The sequence below is a fragment of the Solirubrobacter deserti genome (genome assembly GCF_027587175.1).
GTDB classification, from domain to species: domain Bacteria; phylum Actinomycetota; class Thermoleophilia; order Solirubrobacterales; family Solirubrobacteraceae; genus Solirubrobacter; species Solirubrobacter deserti.
Genome location: NZ_JAPCID010000008.1, coordinates 107,682 through 125,976, shown reverse-complemented (window position 1 = coordinate 125,976; position 18,295 = coordinate 107,682). Strand labels below are relative to the sequence as shown.

Genomic DNA, 18,295 nt, shown 5'->3' with positions numbered 1-18,295 from the left:
CGCTTCAATGCACTTCCTTCGGCATGCCTTCGATGTCGGCGATGCCATTGCGCACGGGCGTCCACTCGACGCGCAACCGCTCGGTCAGCCGGGCCTCGTATGTAGGTGGGGATTGCCGGCGCGGGATGTGGATGGCGACTCGTCGCCGATGCCGAACGGCACGCTCACGCGCTTCGGCGCGGAGTACGCGGTTGGACGATCGGGCACCTCGGTGGCTCCTATGTCGTTGATCGTCAATCTTGAGATAGAGAGACCGGCTCTGATCGGCGTGGGCTTGGTGCGCATGGCTTCGCGGGGCGTGTCGCCTTCGGCGGCGCGGCGGGCCATGTACTCGCGAGCGGGCGGGAAGATCCCGATCTGCGTGAGCGCGATCGTGTAGAGCGCGCGGTTGAGCCGGCGGTTGCCGGCGCGGTTCAGGCGATGGCGTTGCTGTCGACCGGAGGATGCATCGAGGGGCGCGACGCCGGGTAACTGGCGAGTTTGGCCTCGTTGGCGAAGCGCCCGATGCCATCGACCTCGGCCAGGATGCGAGCTGCGGTGATCCCCCAGCCGGCGGTGATCGCTGACAACCGCAACTCGCGCTCCGGACCGGCCAGCCACGCCTCCGGCAGGTCCGGCTCGCGCAGCGCCGCCCGCGCGACCGAGCGCGTCGATCGGGTCCGACTTGCCGAACGAGCGCGTGAACGTCAGACGAGAAGTGCGGTAAGACACGAAGACCTCCGGACTCGGTGACGCGCTAACTCCACAAGCTGGCGGGCGCCCAGGCACCCACGCTGTACCACCACTTCGGAAGCAAGCAGGCCCTGCTCGAGCGCGTCGTCGGCCACGGATTCCGCGACTACCTCGAGCAGCGCCAGACCGCCGGCCACCTCGTCGTGCCACCCTCCACCGCGGCGACCGCATCGTCGCCGCCAGCAGCGGCGTGATCCTCACACTGCTCACGCGCGCGCCCGAGCACCGCGACGCCGACCTCTCGCCCACCGCGCGCGACGTGATCCTCGCCAGTGTCACCGGCGCTCCAGCCGATACCGCTCCCGCGAGCCCGGCGACAGCCGCGATCACGTTGCCGGCCGCGCTGGCGCTTGACCCCGGCCCACTGTCGAAGACCGAGGTCGCGCTCATGCGCGACTGGCTAGAGCGGCTCACTGGCCCGAGCTGATGGGTCCGCCCGTGCTGGCCGCACAACGATTGACTCGGCGCGGTGAGTGACGCAAATGTCTGGCCGCCTCTGCGGCGGCGCCCTACGGCTGCTCGGGCATGGTCACGCGGACGCCGTCGAGGGGGAGTTCGGGCCCCCTCGCGGTTGCGCCCCGCCGCCGGCGTTCGGCGTCGTCGGGATGCCACGCCGCGCCGCCGTTCTCGGATCCGCGGCGGAACGGCCCGGGCTTTGGTCGCGGGCGGCCGCCGGGCAGCGCGAGGCGCAGGATCGTGCGCTGGACGGTGGCCCACTGCTTGAGGAACGGCCCGGTGTTGTAGGGCAGTTCGTAGCGTTCGCAGATCTCCTTGATCTGCGGCGCGATCTCGGCGTACCGCGTGCTGGGCATGTCGGGATAGAGGTGGTGCTCGACCTGGTAGCCGAGGTTGCCGCTGATGACGTGAAAGAGCGGGCTGCCCTCGATGTTCGCCGCGCCCAGCAGTTGGCGGACATAGAACCCTCCGCGCGTCTCGCCGGCGACTTCTTCCTCACTGAACGTGTAGGTCTGGTCGGGGAAGTGGCCGCAGAAGATGATCGCGTGCGCCCACGTGTTGCGGATGATGTTCGCGGTGACGTTGGCCGCGAGCGTGCTCTTGAAGCCCTTGCGGCCCGACAGCAGGGGGTAGGCGATGTAGTCCTTGGCGATCTGTCGCCCGGCTTTGCGGGCCATGCCCTTGAGCTCGCGCTTGAGCGCCTTGACGGACTTCTCGCGTTTCTTGATCGCGTCCAGATCAAGGTCGTGGAAGGCCACGCCCCACTCGAAGAACGCCATCAGCAGCACGTTGTAGACGGGCTGGAACAGGTAGATCGGGACCCACTTCTGGTGCGGGTCGATCCGCATGATCTTGTAACCCAGATCTTTGTCCTTGCCGCGGATGTTGGTGTAGGTGTGGTGGATGTAGTTGTGCGAGTGCTTCCAGGCTTCGGGCGTCGACGCGGAGTCCCAGTCCCACGAGGAGGAGTGGATGTAGGGGTCCTGCATCCAGTCCCACTGGCCGTGCATGACGTTGTGGCCGATTTCCATGTTCTCGAGGATCTTGGCCAGCGACAGCGTCGCCGTCCCCGCCAACCACGCGGGCTTGTAACGCCCGGCAAACAGCAGCACCCGGCCCAGCACCGCCAGGCGGCGATGCATCTCGATCATGCTTGTGATGTACCGCCGGTCGCGGTCGCCGAGCTCGGCGAACACCTCGTCGTGGATGGCGTCGAGCTCGCGTGCGAGGTCTTCGAGCTGGTCGTCACTCAGACGAGCCAGCGGGCTCTCGATCATGGTGTCCACAGCGTCCTCGCTTCAGGTTCAGAGGTCGATCTCGACCGGGCCTTCGGGCGCGTTGATGCAGGTGCGGATCATCTCGCCGTCCGTGCCTGAGACCTTCCCCGTCCGCAGGTCGCGTACCCGTCCCGAGCACAGGCGACCCACGCAGGTGTGGCAGATGCCCATGCGGCAACCGAACGGCAGGGCGGCGCCGGCCTCCTCTCCGGCGACGAGAATCGGCGTGCCCCCGTCCGCGTGCGCCGTCTCGCCGCTCGCCCGGAACGTGATCACGCCGCCCCCCCCGCCCGCGGCGTCACCCCCGATGACCGGCTGGAAGCGCTCCATGTGCAGGCGCGCGACGTCCGCGTGCTCGTCCCAGTGCGCGTGCATCGCGTCGAGCATCTGACCCGGGCCGCTCAGGAACGCCTCGCGCTCGCGCCAGTCCGCGCACAAGCGGTCCAGATCCGCCGGCGCGAGCCGCCCGTACTCGCCGGTGTGCTGCACGTGCAGCCGGTAGCCGTCATGCCGGTCGGCCAGCCCTCGAAGCTGATCACCGAAGATCACCGCCTCCGGCGTCCGCGCCGAGTGAAGGTGCGCGACGTCCCGGAGCGCCCCGCGCCTGGCGAGGTCGCGCAACATGCTCATGATCGGCGTGACGCCGCTGCCGGCGCTGATGAACAACAGCCGCTCGGGCAGCGGGTCGGGCAGCGTGAACGTGCCCTCCACCCCACCCAATCGCACGATCGTGCCCGGGCGCGCCTTCCGGACCAGATACGGCGTCACCTTGCCCGTCTCAACGAGCTTCGGGGTGATCGAGATGAAGCCATCCGCGCGACCGGGATCCGAGGTGATCGAATAGGCGCGCCAGTGATGAACGCCGTCGACGATCACCCCGACGCGCAGGTACTGCCCCGGCTCATGCCCCTCCCACACCCACCCGGGCCGGATCGTCACCGTCACAGAGTCGGCCGTCTCGCGCGTGATCGCCTCGATGCGCCCGCGGAGCTCCCGGCTCGACCACAGCGGATCGATCAACTCCAGGTAGTCGTCGGGCAGCAACGGCGTGAAGAACACACGCGCCGCCCGCAACAGCCGGCGACGCACCGCGGGCACCCGCGGACGAGCGCCGCGCTCAGCCACAGCCGCCTTCGCTCCCGCTCATCTCGAACAGCTCCTGTCCAAGACCGGCGCCGCCGCCCGCAAGATCCGTGTGGCCGTGACCATCGGAACAGCTCATCGACGGACGTACTGCCCCGTCCAGCGAATCGCAACGCGCTGGCGGCGGTCACGCCACGAACCCGTCCGGCCATCGGGGCGCCGGCCACGGTGCCGTACCGCTTGAGGCCTCCGTCGGAGGTGCGGTTGGATGCAGGTGACCCGAAACGGTCAGCCGTCGGCGCCGGAGTTGCTTGTTCTCTGCTGGCAAGGCCCGCCGTGCCAGTCAAGGCACAGCGCTGTGGCATCGTCGCTGAGCTCGCCGTCGGTGGCTTGGAGGACCACCTGGGACCGATGCTGCACGGCTTCCCGCGGATGCATGTCGCGATCGGCGACGAGGATCGCGGCGACGTCGACGCTGCGGCGTTGCGCTCGAGCATGCCGTCGGTGAGCAACAGGAGCCGGTCGCCGGGCTGGAGTGGCAGCGTTTGCACGCGGTACTCGTGGCCGACGACGATCCCGAACGGCGGGTCGGCCGCGAGCTGCAGGCGATCGACACGCCCGTCACGCAGTCGTAGCGGAGGGGGATGGCCGGCGTTGACGACGGTGGCCGTCTGGGAAGGCAGATCCACTCGCGCGAGCTGGCCGGTGACAAAGCCGCCACTGCGCGCGAAGTCCGCAAGCCCCGAATTGGCGGCGGCTGCCTGCGCGGCCAGCCCGGCTCCGGCGCGGCGCGCGTTGCGAAGCCCTCCGACCAGCACGGTCGCGAGCACGGCGGCCTCGACCTCGTGCCCCATGGCGTCGGTCATGGACAGATGCAGCGTGTCGCGCTCGAGCGCGAAGTCGAATGTGTCGCCGCCCGCGTTGCCGGTTGGTTCGAGCCACGCCGCAAGGGTGAACTGCCCCGCCTCGCACGTATAGGACCCGGGCAACAGACGATGCTGGATCTCGGCCGCCAACGACAACGGCACCGAGCGCTGGCCCAGGCGAACAAGTCGGTGAACCGACGGTTGGCGATCACCACGTACGCCAGCGCGTGCGCGGCGGAGGCGATCAACGCCACGGTCCCCGCGTCAGGGGTCTCGGCGAGGGCTACTTCCAGTACCCCCATCGCTTCGCCTCGATGGTCACGGGAGCGAACACGCGGGTCTCGCGCCCACCGCTCACCACCTCGGTCGCCTGAGTGGCCATGGCTCGCCCCTGCCGACTGCCCGTCAGAGGCAAACGTTCAGCGGTCTCGCGACCTTGTGTCCGGTCCGCCGCCTCACTGGAGGCGTGACCGAGCCGAACCAACGCTTGGCCGCTGAAGTCAGCGATCAGGAATGACACCGCGCCTGCCCCTATCGCTTCTCTCAGCTGCGCCGCGAGGACGTCGACGGCAGCGACCGGCGGTGCATCCTCGATGGCCGCGATCAGCTGCGGAAATCCAGTCGTGCTGAGCCTGGGCTCGCCATCGCCAACAGCGTACGGTGCAGAGCCTCGCCCACCAGCCGTCAGCCGACGTCATGGCCTCGGAGGCTTCGACCGTTGCCTGTGCGCTACTGCGCGCGGACCACGAGGGCGATGCCTGAGAGGTCGATGGCGGCTCCGCTGTCGGTGAGCAACTCGACGAGCGCGGCCGCGGCGACTCCCGCCGCGCGGATGGCCGCCGCAGACGACGCCGCACGAAGCGTGAAGATGACCGTCAGCTTGTCGGTACCCACCGACTGGGCGCTATGGCGGTCATAGCGCGAGCCGAGCTCCTCGCGTAGTCGGTCGTCGATTACCGAACGCAATTGCTGAAGCGCGTGCAGCACGGGCCCGGGAGCGTGGCCGGACAGGCAACTCAGCGCAACCCGCGCGTTGTACTTGGGGCCGGACGGCTCCGGCGGCGATTTGCTTGGCAACTGGGCAGACATGAGCACGCGATGCGGCGTCGCACTCAACCTGCAACGTGTTCGGCGCATGCGGCTCGGATTCGCGCATGTTCATCGCGATTCGTCCGCCAATGCCTGTCGGCCGCCTGCTCGTGACGAGCGGCCGCGTCTTCATGGCGGCGAACCGAACCAGCCATGGCACGAGTTCTATCGCACACGCGTGGCGCCGCGCGCCAGCACGGGAGGCTCGCCGACGCCCAAGCGCTGGTGGAGGACGTGAGGCGAAGAGTCCACGGGACGGCTCTCGGGCGCGTGGAGAAGGACCTGTGCGGAGTACTCTCGCCCCAAACGGACCGGAACCGTCGAAGTGGAGCGCATCGCAGGACGGCGGATCGCGCTCAGGGCACCGACGATGCCTGCGGCCATCGAGTCACCCAAAGGGAAGCCTGTGAGAATCGTCGCACGGAACAGCGCAAGCAACCCTGAGCCACGAGTCAGACCGGGCGGTGCTGCCCGTGGATGGGTTGGTCGCGCTGTATCACCGCGCCGTGACCATCGCCGCCGGCGTGGCCGGCCTGGCCGAGCGCGCCGAACGTCGGGGCGATGCGGCCGGGGCGCAGGCCGCCCGCGCCCGCGCCATTCGCACTCGCCGGGCTGCCGCGAAGGGTCGCTCCGCCGCGCCTCTCCTACATGTGCGCCACCAGGCCGCGCAACTGCTCGACGTGCCGCGCGACTGGGGCGCGTATCTGGCGGCGGACACCGGTTCCGCTCCGGAGGCGGAGAGGTCGGCGCCACCCGAGGTTGCGGTCGCCATGATCGGAACCGACCTCGAGGGAATCGTCCGGGCTGGAACCTCGCGGCGGAGCGGCTGTACGGTTGGATACGGCCCGAGGTCCTGGGCCGCTCGATCGCCGAGCTGACCGTCGGCCCAGAGGACGCGGACGTCGCCGAGCGGATCATGAGCTGCGTGCGCCACGCCGGCAGCTGGGAAGGCGAGTTCTGGGTCCGTCGGACCTCGATCCCGGCGTGCTCGTCCACGTGCCATAGGCGGCCGACCGATTCGAGACCGACGTCAAGCGCCGGCGCACGGCGCGCTGACGCGACGCTGATCGCCTCATCGGTGCGAGCTCCCTCGTCGGATCGCCTGGGCGAGCGAGCTCTGACTGGCTTCAGCCAGTCAGAGCGGATGCTCACTCAGCGGCGCGAGTCGTCGACGTCGACGCGCTCAGAGCGCACCGTGTCGGAGAGGGTCTCGTCCGTGGTCGTGACGTCCTTGTCGAGGCGCACGCGCTCCTTGGGGACCGTCTTCTTGTCGACGACGGCCTCCTCGGCGTGCAGGACGACCTCGTGCTCCTCCTCGGAGAGGTCAGGACCGTCGAGCGCGTCGCCGCGATTGGCGTCCGTGATCGGCTCGCGCTCGATCCGCACTTCCTCGCGCCGCACCGGGACCGTTTGGGTCACCTGGTCCTCGACGATGTACTTCTTGAGCCGCACGCGGCCCGCTTCGCGCTCGGTCGTGCCGACGCGGAGCTCTTCCTCGGACAGCGTCATGGCGTCGTCGGTGTTCGGGCCGCTCGTGTCCCGGCCCGGACCGCCGCGCTCACCCGTGTCGAGGGGGCGCCCGGCACGCGTGGACGCGTCGTCCTGCTCGCGGCCGTAGTGGCGGAACAGGTTGCTCTCCTCCTGCGGGGAGAGGGCGCCGTCGGGCTCGATCTTCGGGGCGTCCTTGACGGTCGCCTTCTCGAACGGGACGCGGATGCCGCCGTCGCGTTCGCTCGCGTCCTGGATCGGAACGAACGACTGCTTGGTGCCGAACAGCCCGGTGGTGACCAGCGCCCACTCGGGCTCGTTGCTGTCGGCGTCGAGGTAGATGTCCTCGATCGTGCCGATCTTGTCGTCATGGGCGTCGATCAGGGTCTGTCCGCGCCAGCTGAGGACGTCGTTCTGGGTGGTGGCCATGGTGGCCTCCTTGTGCTTGAAATTCGCGACGGGCCGACGGTCGTCGGGCCGGGTAATGCGCGCCGGCTCAGGCGCGCCGGCGGCGGGCCTGGTCGAGCGCCGCGGCCGCCGAGCTTACGGCCGCGCCGACCCATAGGGGGCTGTTCGAGCCCCGGGGCGAGGACGATCGCGAGAACGCCCGCTTCTTCGCCGGGTGGCTGTGGTTGATCTGCGCTAGGACCGCGTTGACGGCGACGAGTGCCACGCCCGTGACGATGTTGGCCGAGCCCAGGACGCCCAGGCTGCGCTGAATGCGCGCGGCCTTCTCCGGCGTCTCGGCCGCCGGCTTGGTGCCCGTCTCGACCGGCACCGCACCGTCGGGCGCCTGGCGCGCCAGGCGCGCGCCCTGCACGCCGCTGGCCACGCCGGTCAGCACGGCGGCGGCCATCAGGCCGTCCTTGGCCGACGAGAGCGTCCGTTCGGTCGCGGACAGGTTCGTCGGCCGGGTCTCAGTGAGGCGCGCGGCCGTCCAACCGATGGCTGCGGCCCCGAGCCCAGCGGAGTTGATCGCGTTGTAGCCGTTCCACGCCGCGTTGGACACGCTCCCGCGCTCCGTGTGGCTCGCGATGTTCACGAGCGACGGGTTGTGCGCGAACTTGCCGAACATCGCGCCGCCCAGCCAGGCCGCGAGACCGACGTCGTGCGCAGCGCGCGTGCCGTTGGCCAGCGAGTCGGTGACCGTCATGGCTTAGTGGTCGCGGTCGGCGGTGTACGGGTCACGGCTGCCGGACTTCGCCAGCCCGCGGCTGATCATGTAGCCCACGGTCAGCAGCGTCACGTACAGCCACGCCTGCTGAGCGCCGAAGCCGCCGGCGTTGCTCTCATCGACCACCATCGCGGCGATCAGCACGGCGACGACGGCCGCGACGTACGCGATCAGCTCGGTGGTCTTGAACGCGGCCTTGGTCTCGGTGCTGCGCCGGACCGAAGTGGAGTCTGAGCGCGTGTGGGTTCGCTCGGATGCGGGTGCTGCGGCCATGTCGGCCTCCTGGGTTTCGTTGTCGTCGCGACATCGGACACGCGTCGCTGATGCGGCACGGAGAAGAAAGTCGCGAGGGGCGGACCGCGCGGTCGCAGCAATTACGGGCCGGCGACTCGGTCCGGCCGGATGGCGAGAGCGCAAGTCGCGGACGCGGGACGGAGCGTGCGGCGCCATCGGTCCGACGAAGTCAACGGTTCGACACTCGCTTGGTTCGAGTGTCGACCTCACTGCCCTCGACCCTCACGACCTACCCCGCCCGCCGCCATGTGTAAACAGACGTCAGCCCGCCTTGACGCACCTCGGTCCGGCGTCGCCTTGAGCGACACGTGTATTCGTGCTGGATCTCTATCGCTTCAAAGCGGTCAACGACGGCTTCGGCCATGCCGCCGGCGACGACCTCCTCGAGGCGGTCGTCCCAAAGGCTGCAGTCCCGCGCCCCGCGGCAGCGACACGCTGGCGCGACTCGGCGGCGACGCGTTCGTCGTGTTGTGCGAGGACCTCGGCCAAGAGCTCGAGGCAGTCCATCTCGCACGCCGGCTGCTCCGCGCGCGCGAGGCGCCGATTCTGCTCGAGTCCGGAACCTTCACGATCAGCGCCAGCATCGGCATCGCGCTGACAGCCGACGGCGCGGCGGCGGCCGAGGATGTCATTCGCGATGCGGACACTGCCATGCACCGGGCCAAGGAGTCCGGCGGCAACCAGCACGAGCTCTTCGACGCCTCGATGCGCGCGCGTGCTACGCGAGGTCTCTTTGAAGCGATACGGACGGCGCCGTGTTGTTGTGGCATGGCCCTTATAGGGGCGAGGAGCAGCAATTGCACCCAGTTTGCAGCGGCCGTGTCGGCGACCGGCTCTGACACGCCGAAAGGCCGCGGTTGCGCGGCCTTCGTCAAGTCGGGGAGACAGGATTTGAACCTGCGACCGCCCGGCCCCCAGCCGGGTGCGCTACCAGACTGCGCCACTCCCCGATGTGTGTTCGCCGACCCTAGCGAAGCGGGCGACGGGAATCGAACCCGCCCTAAGAGCTTGGAAGGCTCCTGTGCAACCACAACACTTCGCCCGCGGGCCGACTCGGGCGCCATGATATCGCCGCGCGTGTTGGGAAGGAGGGCTTTCGGGGAATCATGGGTCCATGCAGATCCCTGGCGTCCACATCGAGACCCTGCATAACCCCGTTCGGTACACCTACTCGCAGATCGAGAAGGCCTGTGCAATCGCGCAGATGCTGAACCGGGGGAAGCTGGTTCTCGTCGAGCCACCGCAGCGCTGAGCGGACGCCGTCGCCGCCCTCCGTGGGAGGAGGGGGACGACGACCGGCACGTCCGGGCAGGGTCTACGGGAGCTTTCGCACCATCATTCGGGTCATCCGAGCTGCGCTGCCGTGGCGGCCGCCTCAGCCTCGTCCTGGACGGGGGCGAGGCGGACGGTCAGGGCGGCGCGGCTGAAGCGCTTGGCGCGGGCGATCTGGATCGCGGCGGTGGGGCCGGGGCGGGGGTCGGAGCTCTGGGCGCTCACGCGCAACGTGTGCACGCCGGCGCCGGCGGGCCGCGTGCCGACGGGCACGACGACGTAGCCTGACCGCTCGCTCTGCACCCACAGGTACTTCACGGACGTGAGCCGGACCAGGCGTGAGCCCACCGTGACCTTCGAGCCGTCGCGCAGCACGGCGGTCACTCGGGCGTCCCGTCCTCCCCACGAGGGGAACAGCACGTCGGCGGTGTAGCGGGCGGTGCCGCTGCGGCGGGTCGCGGTCCAGGACGTCTGGATCCAGTCCCGGGTGAAGCGGTGGGTGACCCGCGTCAGCAGACCGCGTGCGCTCACGGCGCCGGTCACGCGCAGGTCGCGGAACGCACCGGCGTAGGCGCGGCCCACCGACGCCGAGGACACGGCACCGGCACCGGACGGCGCGCGCAACAGCGTCAGGGGTCGCACGCCGGCCGACACGCGCGACCGTCCGACCTGCGAGGCGGTCACGCGACGGCCGGCGACGTCGCGGACCATCAGGCCGAAGGAGGCCGGCGGACGGCCACCGATGTTGGACACCACGTCCTGCTCACCGTCGAACAGCCGCGCGAGGTCCAGTCCGCCGTACGGGAAGGCCTTCTGGTTGACGGCGACGATCGCGGTGTTGTACTTGGGCGTCGTCACGGCGAGGCGGCCGATGTCCGGGTCGAACGCGTAGAGCGACGGCGGCTCCTGCGCGCGCATCGCGCCCATGCCGGCGTCCACGGCCCGCGCGGCGTTGGCCATCACGCGAGCGACGGCGAGCCGGGCGGAGCCCTCGCCCTGCGGCACCGTGTTGACATCGAAGAACAGCGGGTCGGGGACGCCGCCGGCGCGCTCGGACTCGCGCACGTAGAACTCCAGCCCGCGGTCGAGCATGTACTTGGCGTAGCGCGCCCATTCGGCACCGGGGAGCAGGGACTGCGCGCCGGTCGCGACGCCGATCAGCGCCTCCTGCGTGAGCCCGAACTTCTTGCCCTGGTGCCAGCGGTCGAAGCCGAGGCCGGAGTCCCAGTTCATGTACCCGCTGTGGGTCCAGTAGCCGCTGATCACGCGCTTGATCCACTGCTGCGCGAGCGCGCGCGAGGAGGCGGGCAGCTGCGGCATGCCGGCGCGCCGGGCCTGGTCGTAGAAGCGCGTGAAGGTGAGGACGATGTTCGCGTACTCGGCGCTGTCGACGTTCTTGTCGACGTTGAGCGGCATGTGCGGCAGGTAGTGGAAGCGCATGCCGGGGCCGAAGTTGCCGATCCTCGAGCCGGCGCCGCCCGCACGGGCCTGGGCGAAGAAGCGCCGCAGCTGCAGCGACATGTCCCTCCGCAGCAGGGTGCGGTCGCCGGTCACGGTCGCGTCCGCCGCGTACATCAGCGAGTACCAGTTGACCTGATTCAAGCGAATGGTCGGCCAGCGCCAGAACGGCCCGCGCACGGTGCGGTGGATCGCCTCGCGGATGCCCTGCACGGTCGAAGCGGGCAGGTCGAGCTCCTGCCGCGCGCGATAGGCGTACACGAGGCCGTCGACGACCTCCGCGTCGAACACCAGGTGCTGCCCGCCGCGGCCGCTCATCGAGTTCACCCACCCGGGCGCGTGGGCCTGGCCGGCCGCGGGCTTGGTCACGTACGGGCCGCCGGGTCTGACGAGCCGGGCGGCGAGGGCGCGCGCTCGCGCGTCGTTCCTCGAGGGCCCGGTCCAGCCCTTCATCGCCGCGACCGAGTGGGTGAGCAGCAGCATCGAGTTCGCCATCGGCTCGACACCACCACCACCGAGCTTGTAGTAGCCGGCGTCGCCATCCCAGCGGGAGTTCAAGGTCTGCTGGAGTTCGTCGGCGACGCGGAAGTAGCCGGCGTCGTCCATGGCCGACGCGGGCGCAGCGAGGAGCAGGACCGCCACGAGGGCGGCCAAGAGGGAGCGAATCAAGTTGGGGCCTTTCCTGGGGAGTGACCCAGACGATCCCGGAAGCCCGGGGGCGTGCCTATTCGCCAAGGGTGGAAGCGCCCACCCCCGAGGTGGAGCTCGGATTCACCCCTTGGTGGCCCCCACGCGCGCCGCCGTCCCGTTTACGCTGCACGCGTGCCCGACTCCCCGCTGGACGCCCACGTCGCCACCCCGCAGGACCTCAAGGAGCGGATCGCCGCCGAGCGGCGCGGCACGCCGTTCCTGGTCTACCGGGACGCGGACGACCTGCAGGTGATCGTCGAGCTCGCGCCCGGGACCGAGCAGGTGACGATCGGCCGCCGCCCGTCGAACGACGTCGTGCTCGACTGGGACAGCGAGATCTCGCGCGTGCACGCGGCGCTGGAGCGGATCGGCGCGGACTGGACCGTGGTCGACGACGGCCTCTCGCACAACGGCACCTATCTCAACGGGACGCGGGTGACGTCGCGGCAGCGGCTCAAGGACGGAGACGTGCTCGCGGTGGGCGGCGTGACGCTCGCCTTCCGCACGCCCGCGGGCGAGTCGGTGTCACGGCCCACCGTCACGGCGATGGGTCCGCACGTCGGCGAGCTGCTCACCCCCGCGCAGCGACGGGTGCTGATCGCGCTGTGCCGGCCGTTCAAGGACTCGACGTACGCCACGCCCGCGACCAACCAGCAGATCGCGGACGAACTGGTCGTCTCGGTCGACGCCGTCAAGTCGACGCTGCGGGCGCTGTTCGAGGTCTTCGGCGTGGACGCGCTGCCGCAGAACCAGAAGCGCGCCTCGCTCGCGCTTCAGGCGATGCGGACCGGCGTGATCACCCGCCGCGACCTGTGACCACGCGGCTGAGCTTGTTCTCGGGCTGGCTGGAGACCCACAGCGTGTCTTCGTCGACCGCCAGCGAAAACGGGTTCACGGACAGCCGCAGCGGGTCGCCGACCACGCGCGAGCTCCGCTCGTCGATCGTGTAGAGGTCGCTGGAGCTGTAGTTGGTGACGTAGACGACGCCGTCGCCGAGCGCGAGCTGGCGCGGCTGCTGGCCGACGCTGATCGGGATCCGGTCGCCGGTCGCGGTCGTCATCTTGTAGACGGCGTTGTCCTTGGGCACGGCGGCCCATAGCGCGCCGTCGCGGTAGGCAAGGTCCTCGCTGCGGTTGTTGCCGACGCGGATCGTCTTGACGACCCGGCCGGTGTCCAGGCTCACGCGCTGGACCCGCGCGCGCCGGCGGGCGGCGACCCACAGCGCGCTCGGGCTCGCCGCGAGCGACCCGATCCCGTACGGGTACTCGACGCTCGCCTCGGTCGCGCCGGTCCGCGGGTTGAGCTTGAGCAGCCGGTCCGGCGCGCCCTCGCCCGGGACGAGCGCGACCCAGACGGCGTTCTTGGAGGTCGCCACCGCGCCGGGCGGGCCGGGGACGCTGATGGGGGCGCCGTCCGGGCGGCCGGTGCGCTGGTCGAGCCGCACCACCCGGTTGTCGCGGCCGATCGCCAGCCATAGCGAGCCGAAGCCGAACGCACCGTCGTTGACGCCGATGCCGACCTTCGGCGCATAGGAACGCACCTGGCCCGTCTTGGCCGAGACGATGCGGATGCGGTCCTGTCGGAACGAGCCGACGTAGACGTTGTCGCCGTAGGCGCGGACGACGTTCGGGCGACGGCCGATCGTGATCTCCTTCGCGACGCGCGGCTCGTCGCCGGCGGGCGTGGGGGTCGCGGTCGGCGTGGGGGTCGGCGTGGCCCGCGCAACCGGGCCGTCCCCGTCGCCGAGGCCGAGCGCGACCGCGGCCGCGATGCCCGCCCCCGCCGCGGCGAACAGCGCGGTGACGAGCAGCGCGCGGCGGCGCTTGACGCCGGGGTTGGAGCGGTCCTGGACGTGAGTCTCAGCCTCGTCTTGAGCCTGAGGGGCAGGCCGCGCGGCGCTCACCGTGGGCGACTCGACCGGCGCGGCGGCGCCCTTGGCGACCAGCCGCTCCTTCTCCTGCGGTCTGTCGTTGACCGCCGCGGCTCTCGCTGCCCGGCCGAGATCCCCGGCGGACGGGTAGCGGGCTTCGGGGTCCTTGGCGAGGGCTCTGGCGATGACCTCGTCGAAGGCGGCGGGCGCCCCGTGCGCCGACGGCTTGGGCGGCGGATCGTTGAGGTGGGCCCACAGGCGGGCCTCGTCCCCCTCGCGCTTGTACGGGACCTCGCCGGTCAGCGTGTAGTGCAGCAGGCAGCCGAGGGCGTAGACGTCTGCGCGGGCGTCGACGCGCTCCCCGCGGATCTGCTCGGGCGCGACGTAGTCCAGCGTCCCGACCCAGTGGCCGGGCTTCGTCGTGCCGGCGATGCTGAGCGCGTGCTTGGTGAGGCCGAAGTCCGTGAGGTAGACGTGGTCCTCGGGGCCGAGCAGGACGTTCGCGGGCTTGACGTCGCGGTGCACGAGGCCGGCGGCGTGCGCGGCGTCGAGCGCGCTGGCCGTCTGGGCCACCATGTGGGCGGCGCGCTGCGAGGCGAGCGGGCCTTCGCGCCGGACGAGGCTGCGGACGTCGTCCCCGGCGACGTAGCGCATCGCGATGTAGGCGATGCCCTGCTCCTCGCCCGCGTAGTAGATCGGGATCACGTTCGGGTGATCGATGCTCGCCGCGATCTTCGACTCGCGCACGAAGCGGGCGCGGACCGTCTGGTCCTCGAGCAGCCCGGCGGCGATGACCTTCAGCGCGACCGTGCGATCGAGCGCCAGCTGGGTGGCGCGATAGACGACGCCCATCCCGCCCCGCCCCGCCACCATCTCGATCCTGTGGCCGGCGAAGACGCTGCCGGGCTCCAGTTCACCCATCGGCGAGAGGTATATCGACCGCGGGTCCTGGAACAGCATGCACCCTGTCGTAACGGCCAGGGTGCGCGAAGGTGGCGCAGGTGCGCCGGAAGAGCGGGGGACCGAGGAATCGAACCTCGAGCAAGGGTTTTGGAGACCCCTATGTTCCCGTTACACCAGTCCCCCAGGGCCGGCCGGGCGATCATTGTAGTGACCGCCGCGCCGTCGATCCGTCCGAGGCTCGAGCGAACATACGTTCGTGCCATGGGAGCCGGCTGATCGGGAGGCCTACGCCTACCTCTTGGGTTGGTATCTCGGCGACGGCTACATCGGCAAGCCGCCCCGCACATACCAACTCGTGATCACCGCGGACAGCGCGTATCCGCTGCTCATCGCCCGATGCTGCGAGGCGATCGTCGCGGCCGTGCCGGGGCGTGTGGCCAACGTGAACCCTCACCCGACGCAGAACAGCGTCCGCATCGCGAGCTGTTGGACGCGGTGGCCGGACGCGTTTCCACAGCACGGCGTTGGTCGCAAGCACGAGCGCCCAATCGTGCTCGAGGACTGGCAGCAGGCCATCGTCGACGAGCATTCGTGGGCATTTCTTCGCGGTCTGATCCATTCGGACGGCTGCCGCACGACGAACACGTTCAAGACCAAGCTGCCGAGCGGACGAGTCGCGGAGTACTCCTACACCCGCTACTTCTTCTCCAACATCTCAGCCGACATCCGCGGGCTGTTCTGCGCGACGTGCGAGCAGCTCGGCCTCCGCTGGACCAAGTCGAACGCCCGCAACATCTCGATCTCGCACCGCAGAAGCGTCGCGCTGCTCGACGAGCACGTCGGCCCCAAGGCGTGACGGCGTACCATGGGCGGCCCCCGCGGGCGTGGTGGAATTGGTAGACACGCCGGCTTTAGGTGCCGGTGCCGCAAGGCGTGGGGGTTCGAGTCCCTCCGCCCGCACTCACGCGCACGGCCGGCCCGCCGCGCGTGGCGGCGGGCCGGTGCGCTGCGGTCAGCGGGCGCGGACGGTGACGGCCTTCGAGCGGGTGCCGCTCCGGAGCGTCAGGACGACCTTGGGCGCCTTCTTGAGGCGCTTGGTCGACTTCAGGCGGAACTTGGTCTTGCCGGTGCCGGCGATCTTCTTGGCGGCCTTGGTGCCCTGGAGGCGGGCCGTGCCCTTGAAGGTCGAGGTCGGGACGATGGTCTTGATCGTGCAGGAGATCGCCTTGCGGTGGGAGGACAGGCCGCACGTCACGGGGACGTCGAGGGTGTCGCCCTTGTCCCCCTTCGGGCCCTGGGGGCGGGCCGGGCCGGCGGGACCCGCCGGCCCGGCGGGACCCGCCGGGCCGGCAGCGCCGATCGGGCCCGCGGGACCGGGCGCGCCGTCAGCACCGGCAGGGCCGGCGGGGCCGGGCGGGCCCTGGATCGGCTCGCCGGGCTGGCTCGGGCCGTCGCCGTGCATGGCGCGCAGGGCGGTCGCGTCGGCGGTCAGCAGCTTGGCCACTTGCTCGCCGAGCTCGGAGTCGTGCGCGTCGACGAAGTCGAGCAGGCGCTTCCAGGACGCAGACAGCGCCATCTCGAGCAGGAGGACGCGCTGGGCGTTCGGGATGCCGCGGTGGGTGGCGATCAGCGAGGCCACGCCGGCGACGGAGGGGGCGACGGTGAACCGTGCCTCGGCCTCGGCCTGCTCGCCGCTCGCGGATGTCGAGACGAGCCGGACGACGTGCTCGCCCAGCGACAGCGAAGCGACCGGGATGGTCGCGCCCTCGACGACCGGTTCGCCGTCGAGCGTCGCGGCGACGGCCGAGTCGGCGGTGTCGAACGCCAACAGGAGCTCGTCCTCGCGCGAGAACACCGCGCCGGCGACGGGCGACTTGATGACGGCCTTGGGCGGGTTCGGGACGCCGCCCTGCTTGTAGCGGGCGTTCCAGCCCCAGAGCTCGCCAGGCTTGTTGGTGATGATGCCGTCGACGCCGAAGTCGCGGGCCCGCAGCCACTGGTCGGGGTGGTCGAGCGTGTAGGGCATCACGGCGATGCCGGCAGCGTTCAGGTCGGCGATGATCGACGGGCGTGTGGCGAGGGCGTCGCCGGCCGGGTTGTAGGCGATCGCGTGCAGCTCCTTCGCCTTCGCGACCGGGTCGGCGTCCAGTGAGGAGCGCAGCAGGCCGAGCCGCAGCGACGGCTCGATCGCGTAGGAGTCCCGCAGCACCTGCTCGTCGAAGCTCTGCAGCAGCACGCGGCCGATCAGCCCGCGGTCGCGGACCATGCCGATGATGCGCTCCATCTCGGCGCGCGTCTCGGGGCCTTTGATCTCGAGCAGCAGGTCGGCCGACTGGCGCTGCAGCTGGTCCAGCGCGTCGGAGAAGCGCGGGAGCTTCTCGCCCGCGAACACGGGCGAGAACCACTCGCCGGCCTCCAGCGTGTCCAGCACGCCCGACTGCAGCGTGTTCAGCGCGCCGGTGCCCGCCGTGGTGCGGTCGACGGTGTTGTCGTGCAGGACGTAGGGAACGCCGTCGGCGCTGGTGGCGACGTCGATCTCCACCCAGTCGGCGCCGGCGCGCGAACCGGCTTCCATGGCGGCCAGCGTGTTCTCGGGCGCGACGGCCGAGTAGCCGCGATGGGCGACCACGGCCGGGACCGTGGCGCGGTCGTTCGGCCGGACCAGGGACTCCGGCTCGAGCGCGGTGACGACCACGTCGTCGAAGGACACGGTGGAGCCGTTGGCCACGAAGCCGAGGCGGCCGTCAGCGGAGCGGGTCAGCACGTTCGCCTCCTGCACCAGCGTTCCGTCGAAGAACCAGCGCGCCTTGCGGCCGTACACCTCGATCGCCACGCGCACGTCACGGCCCACGCCGGCGGCGCGCGGCGCGGGCGCCGTCGCCGGCACGTTCCAGGCGTTGGCGGCGGTCCGCTGAGCGACTTCGGTGCCGTTCGCGGCCGTGGTGTTGGAGCGCATCGCCGCCTGCCACCACGGCGGCGCGCCCGTCGCGGGCATGTCCAGCGCCAGCGCGGTCCAGCGGGTTCCGTCCCCGTTGACCAGCGAGTCGAAGCGCACGGTCGCCTCGAAGCGGTAGTTCTCCAGGCGCGGGCCGAACGTCAATCGCGAGATCTGCGACGACGAGGTCGAGCGGCCGACGAGCCGGCCGCCGGTGACGTCCCACGTCCCTTCACGGGCGGTCCAGCCGGCGGGCAGCGTGCCGGCGTCGAACGACTCGTCGACGACCGGATCCGCGGCGAGCGCAGCGCTCGGCAGGGTCGTGGCGACGGCCAGCGCCGCGAGCAGCGCGCGTGATGTTCTTCTCACGCCGGGCGAAGCTAGACCTGCGCTCACGCCGATTCGTTAACGAATCGTCACCGTCGGGGACGCCGTACCGGTGCGGCCGGATTGAAACGACCGACGCGGAGAGGCCCACCCCCACGGGGGAGTGCGGCGTTTTCCCGCCCTGCCGGGTGACGAGGCATCGGTCATCCCCCCGATTGAATTGATCGAACGAGCGTCCAGGTGGTCTAAACCCCGACCCGGTTGCGGTCGACACCCCGATCAACAGGGTTGAAAAAGGCAAACCCGTCGCGAGGCGGGGACGCAAAGCTAGAGGTCTCCACGAACGGAGACAGCTCGGCCGCCGACTTTCAAGAACTCGCT

General features: G+C 70.5%; 17 protein-coding genes, 4 tRNA genes, 4 pseudogenes and 1 riboswitch. Of the genes and pseudogenes, 11 read left to right on the top strand and 14 right to left on the bottom strand.

Features of this window, described 5'->3' with window-relative positions; genetic code table 11:
* Window positions 1-7: 7 nt before the first annotated feature.
* Entirely contained in the window at window positions 8-379 is a 372-nt protein-coding gene (locus OJ962_RS07125) for a hypothetical protein (protein WP_238932266.1), read from the top strand.
* Window positions 380-413: 34 nt separating this feature from the next.
* Here OJ962_RS07125 and OJ962_RS07120 read toward each other — a convergent pair whose 3' ends face one another.
* Window positions 414-569 (bottom strand): hypothetical protein, encoded by a 156-nt coding sequence (locus OJ962_RS07120; protein WP_238932267.1) that lies wholly within the window; start codon window positions 567-569, stop codon window positions 414-416.
* A gap of 180 nt (window positions 570-749) precedes the next feature.
* Between OJ962_RS07120 and OJ962_RS34355 the strand changes: the two genes are divergently transcribed.
* Both OJ962_RS34355 and OJ962_RS07115 read left to right on the top strand, forming a co-directional pair.
* The gene (locus tag OJ962_RS34355) at window positions 750-926 is read left to right on the top strand and encodes a TetR family transcriptional regulator (protein ID WP_202957657.1); all 177 of its coding nucleotides are present in this window, start codon (window positions 750-752) and stop codon (window positions 924-926) included.
* A complete protein-coding gene (locus OJ962_RS07115; RefSeq protein WP_202957080.1) occupies window positions 923-1,159 on the top strand; it encodes a hypothetical protein in 237 nt (78 codons plus the stop codon). Before OJ962_RS34355 ends, OJ962_RS07115 begins: the two co-directional genes overlap by 4 nt.
* A gap of 82 nt (window positions 1,160-1,241) precedes the next feature.
* Here the strand turns inward: OJ962_RS07115 and OJ962_RS07110 are convergent, their stop codons facing one another.
* The 4 genes and pseudogenes from OJ962_RS07110 to OJ962_RS07095 all read right to left on the bottom strand — a co-directional run bounded on the left by OJ962_RS07110 (window position 1,242) and on the right by OJ962_RS07095 (window position 5,503).
* Window positions 1,242-2,465, bottom strand: a complete 1,224-nt coding sequence (locus OJ962_RS07110; RefSeq protein WP_202957081.1) for a fatty acid desaturase family protein — start codon at window positions 2,463-2,465, stop codon at window positions 1,242-1,244.
* Between the two features lie 27 nt (window positions 2,466-2,492).
* Window positions 2,493-3,590, bottom strand: coding sequence for a ferredoxin reductase (locus tag OJ962_RS07105; protein ID WP_407697499.1), 1,098 nt, complete (start codon window positions 3,588-3,590; stop codon window positions 2,493-2,495).
* A 246-nt stretch (window positions 3,591-3,836) separates the two neighbouring features.
* Window positions 3,837-5,021, bottom strand: a pseudogene (locus OJ962_RS34350) (PP2C family protein-serine/threonine phosphatase).
* A gap of 122 nt (window positions 5,022-5,143) precedes the next feature.
* A complete protein-coding gene (locus OJ962_RS07095) occupies window positions 5,144-5,503 on the bottom strand; it encodes a hypothetical protein (RefSeq protein WP_270006259.1) in 360 nt (119 codons plus the stop codon).
* Window positions 5,504-6,009: 506 nt separating this feature from the next.
* Here OJ962_RS07095 and OJ962_RS07090 point away from each other — a divergent pair.
* Window positions 6,010-6,381 carry a hypothetical protein gene (locus OJ962_RS07090; RefSeq protein WP_238932268.1) on the top strand — a complete coding sequence of 124 codons (372 nt, stop codon included), beginning with the start codon at window positions 6,010-6,012 and terminating at the stop codon, window positions 6,379-6,381.
* Window positions 6,330-6,461, top strand: a pseudogene (locus OJ962_RS34345) (hypothetical protein); the annotation flags it as partial. The gene OJ962_RS07090 and the pseudogene OJ962_RS34345, both read left to right, overlap by 52 nt.
* A 194-nt stretch (window positions 6,462-6,655) precedes the next feature.
* Here OJ962_RS34345 and OJ962_RS07085 read toward each other — a convergent pair.
* The 3 genes from OJ962_RS07085 to OJ962_RS07075 form a co-directional block, all read right to left on the bottom strand.
* Window positions 6,656-7,420: a DUF2382 domain-containing protein gene (locus OJ962_RS07085; RefSeq protein WP_202957084.1), complete on the bottom strand. Its 765-nt coding sequence runs from the start codon at window positions 7,418-7,420 to the stop codon at window positions 6,656-6,658.
* Between the two features lie 67 nt (window positions 7,421-7,487).
* On the bottom strand, window positions 7,488-8,144 hold the full coding sequence (locus OJ962_RS07080) for a hypothetical protein (RefSeq protein ID WP_202957085.1): 657 nt from the start codon (window positions 8,142-8,144) through the stop codon (window positions 7,488-7,490).
* 3 nt (window positions 8,145-8,147) lie between these two features.
* Window positions 8,148-8,438, bottom strand: coding sequence for a hypothetical protein (locus OJ962_RS07075; protein WP_202957086.1), 291 nt, complete (start codon window positions 8,436-8,438; stop codon window positions 8,148-8,150).
* Between the two features lie 337 nt (window positions 8,439-8,775).
* On the opposite strand from OJ962_RS07075, the pseudogene OJ962_RS34340 reads away from it, so the two are divergent.
* Window positions 8,776-8,844 (top strand): annotated as a pseudogene (locus OJ962_RS34340) (diguanylate cyclase domain-containing protein); the annotation flags it as partial.
* Between the two features lie 47 nt (window positions 8,845-8,891).
* A pseudogene (locus tag OJ962_RS34335) lies at window positions 8,892-9,140 on the top strand (diguanylate cyclase domain-containing protein); the annotation flags it as partial.
* Between the two features lie 195 nt (window positions 9,141-9,335).
* Here the strand turns inward: OJ962_RS34335 and OJ962_RS07070 are convergent.
* Both OJ962_RS07070 and OJ962_RS07065 read right to left on the bottom strand, forming a co-directional pair.
* Window positions 9,336-9,409 (bottom strand) — tRNA-Pro (locus tag OJ962_RS07070).
* A gap of 24 nt (window positions 9,410-9,433) precedes the next feature.
* Window positions 9,434-9,504: transfer RNA gene (locus OJ962_RS07065), tRNA-Gly, on the bottom strand.
* 69 nt (window positions 9,505-9,573) lie between these two features.
* Between OJ962_RS07065 and OJ962_RS07060 the strand changes: the two genes are divergently transcribed.
* Window positions 9,574-9,711 carry a hypothetical protein gene (locus OJ962_RS07060; RefSeq protein WP_202957087.1) on the top strand — a complete coding sequence of 46 codons (138 nt, stop codon included), beginning with the start codon at window positions 9,574-9,576 and terminating at the stop codon, window positions 9,709-9,711.
* A gap of 92 nt (window positions 9,712-9,803) precedes the next feature.
* Here the strand turns inward: OJ962_RS07060 and OJ962_RS07055 are convergent, their stop codons facing one another.
* Window positions 9,804-11,843, bottom strand: a complete 2,040-nt coding sequence (locus OJ962_RS07055; RefSeq protein ID WP_202957088.1) for a hypothetical protein — start codon at window positions 11,841-11,843, stop codon at window positions 9,804-9,806.
* A 168-nt stretch (window positions 11,844-12,011) separates the two neighbouring features.
* Between OJ962_RS07055 and OJ962_RS07050 the strand changes: the two genes are divergently transcribed.
* Window positions 12,012-12,695 carry an FHA domain-containing protein gene (locus tag OJ962_RS07050; protein ID WP_202957089.1) on the top strand — a complete coding sequence of 228 codons (684 nt, stop codon included), beginning with the start codon at window positions 12,012-12,014 and terminating at the stop codon, window positions 12,693-12,695.
* Here OJ962_RS07050 and OJ962_RS07045 read toward each other — a convergent pair.
* Window positions 12,676-14,670, bottom strand: a complete 1,995-nt coding sequence (locus tag OJ962_RS07045) for a serine/threonine-protein kinase (protein ID WP_202957090.1) — start codon at window positions 14,668-14,670, stop codon at window positions 12,676-12,678. The two genes, OJ962_RS07050 and OJ962_RS07045, sit on opposite strands and share 20 nt — an antisense overlap.
* A gap of 94 nt (window positions 14,671-14,764) precedes the next feature.
* Window positions 14,765-14,835 (bottom strand) — tRNA-Trp (locus OJ962_RS07040).
* A gap of 115 nt (window positions 14,836-14,950) precedes the next feature.
* Here OJ962_RS07040 and OJ962_RS07035 point away from each other — a divergent pair.
* Both OJ962_RS07035 and OJ962_RS07030 read left to right on the top strand, forming a co-directional pair.
* Window positions 14,951-15,508, top strand: coding sequence for a hypothetical protein (locus tag OJ962_RS07035; protein ID WP_270006258.1), 558 nt, complete (start codon window positions 14,951-14,953; stop codon window positions 15,506-15,508).
* 22 nt (window positions 15,509-15,530) lie between these two features.
* A tRNA-Leu gene (locus OJ962_RS07030) sits at window positions 15,531-15,612 on the top strand.
* Between the two features lie 52 nt (window positions 15,613-15,664).
* Here OJ962_RS07030 and OJ962_RS07025 read toward each other — a convergent pair.
* Window positions 15,665-17,956 carry a glycerophosphodiester phosphodiesterase gene (locus OJ962_RS07025; RefSeq protein ID WP_270006257.1) on the bottom strand — a complete coding sequence of 764 codons (2,292 nt, stop codon included), beginning with the start codon at window positions 17,954-17,956 and terminating at the stop codon, window positions 15,665-15,667.
* A 244-nt stretch (window positions 17,957-18,200) separates the two neighbouring features.
* Window positions 18,201-18,280: riboswitch (cyclic di-GMP riboswitch) on the top strand.
* The last annotated feature ends 15 nt before the right edge of the window (window positions 18,281-18,295 follow it).

Excerpts from the sequence above, each read along its gene's own strand:
- OJ962_RS07095 (WP_270006259.1), bottom strand. The coding sequence starts at position 5,503 with ATGTCTGCCCAGTTGCCAAGCAAATCGCCGCCGGAGCCGTCCGGCCCC.
- OJ962_RS07045 (WP_202957090.1), bottom strand. The coding sequence starts at position 14,670 with ATGGGTGAACTGGAGCCCGGCAGCGTCTTCGCCGGCCACAGGATCGAG.
- OJ962_RS07075 (WP_202957086.1), bottom strand. The coding sequence starts at position 8,438 with ATGGCCGCAGCACCCGCATCCGAGCGAACCCACACGCGCTCAGACTCC.
- OJ962_RS07085 (WP_202957084.1), bottom strand. The coding sequence starts at position 7,420 with ATGGCCACCACCCAGAACGACGTCCTCAGCTGGCGCGGACAGACCCTG.
- OJ962_RS07125 (WP_238932266.1), top strand. The coding sequence starts at position 8 with ATGCACTTCCTTCGGCATGCCTTCGATGTCGGCGATGCCATTGCGCAC.
- OJ962_RS07110 (WP_202957081.1), bottom strand. The coding sequence starts at position 2,465 with ATGATCGAGAGCCCGCTGGCTCGTCTGAGTGACGACCAGCTCGAAGAC.
- OJ962_RS07080 (WP_202957085.1), bottom strand. The coding sequence starts at position 8,144 with ATGACGGTCACCGACTCGCTGGCCAACGGCACGCGCGCTGCGCACGAC.
- OJ962_RS07060 (WP_202957087.1), top strand. The coding sequence starts at position 9,574 with ATGCAGATCCCTGGCGTCCACATCGAGACCCTGCATAACCCCGTTCGG.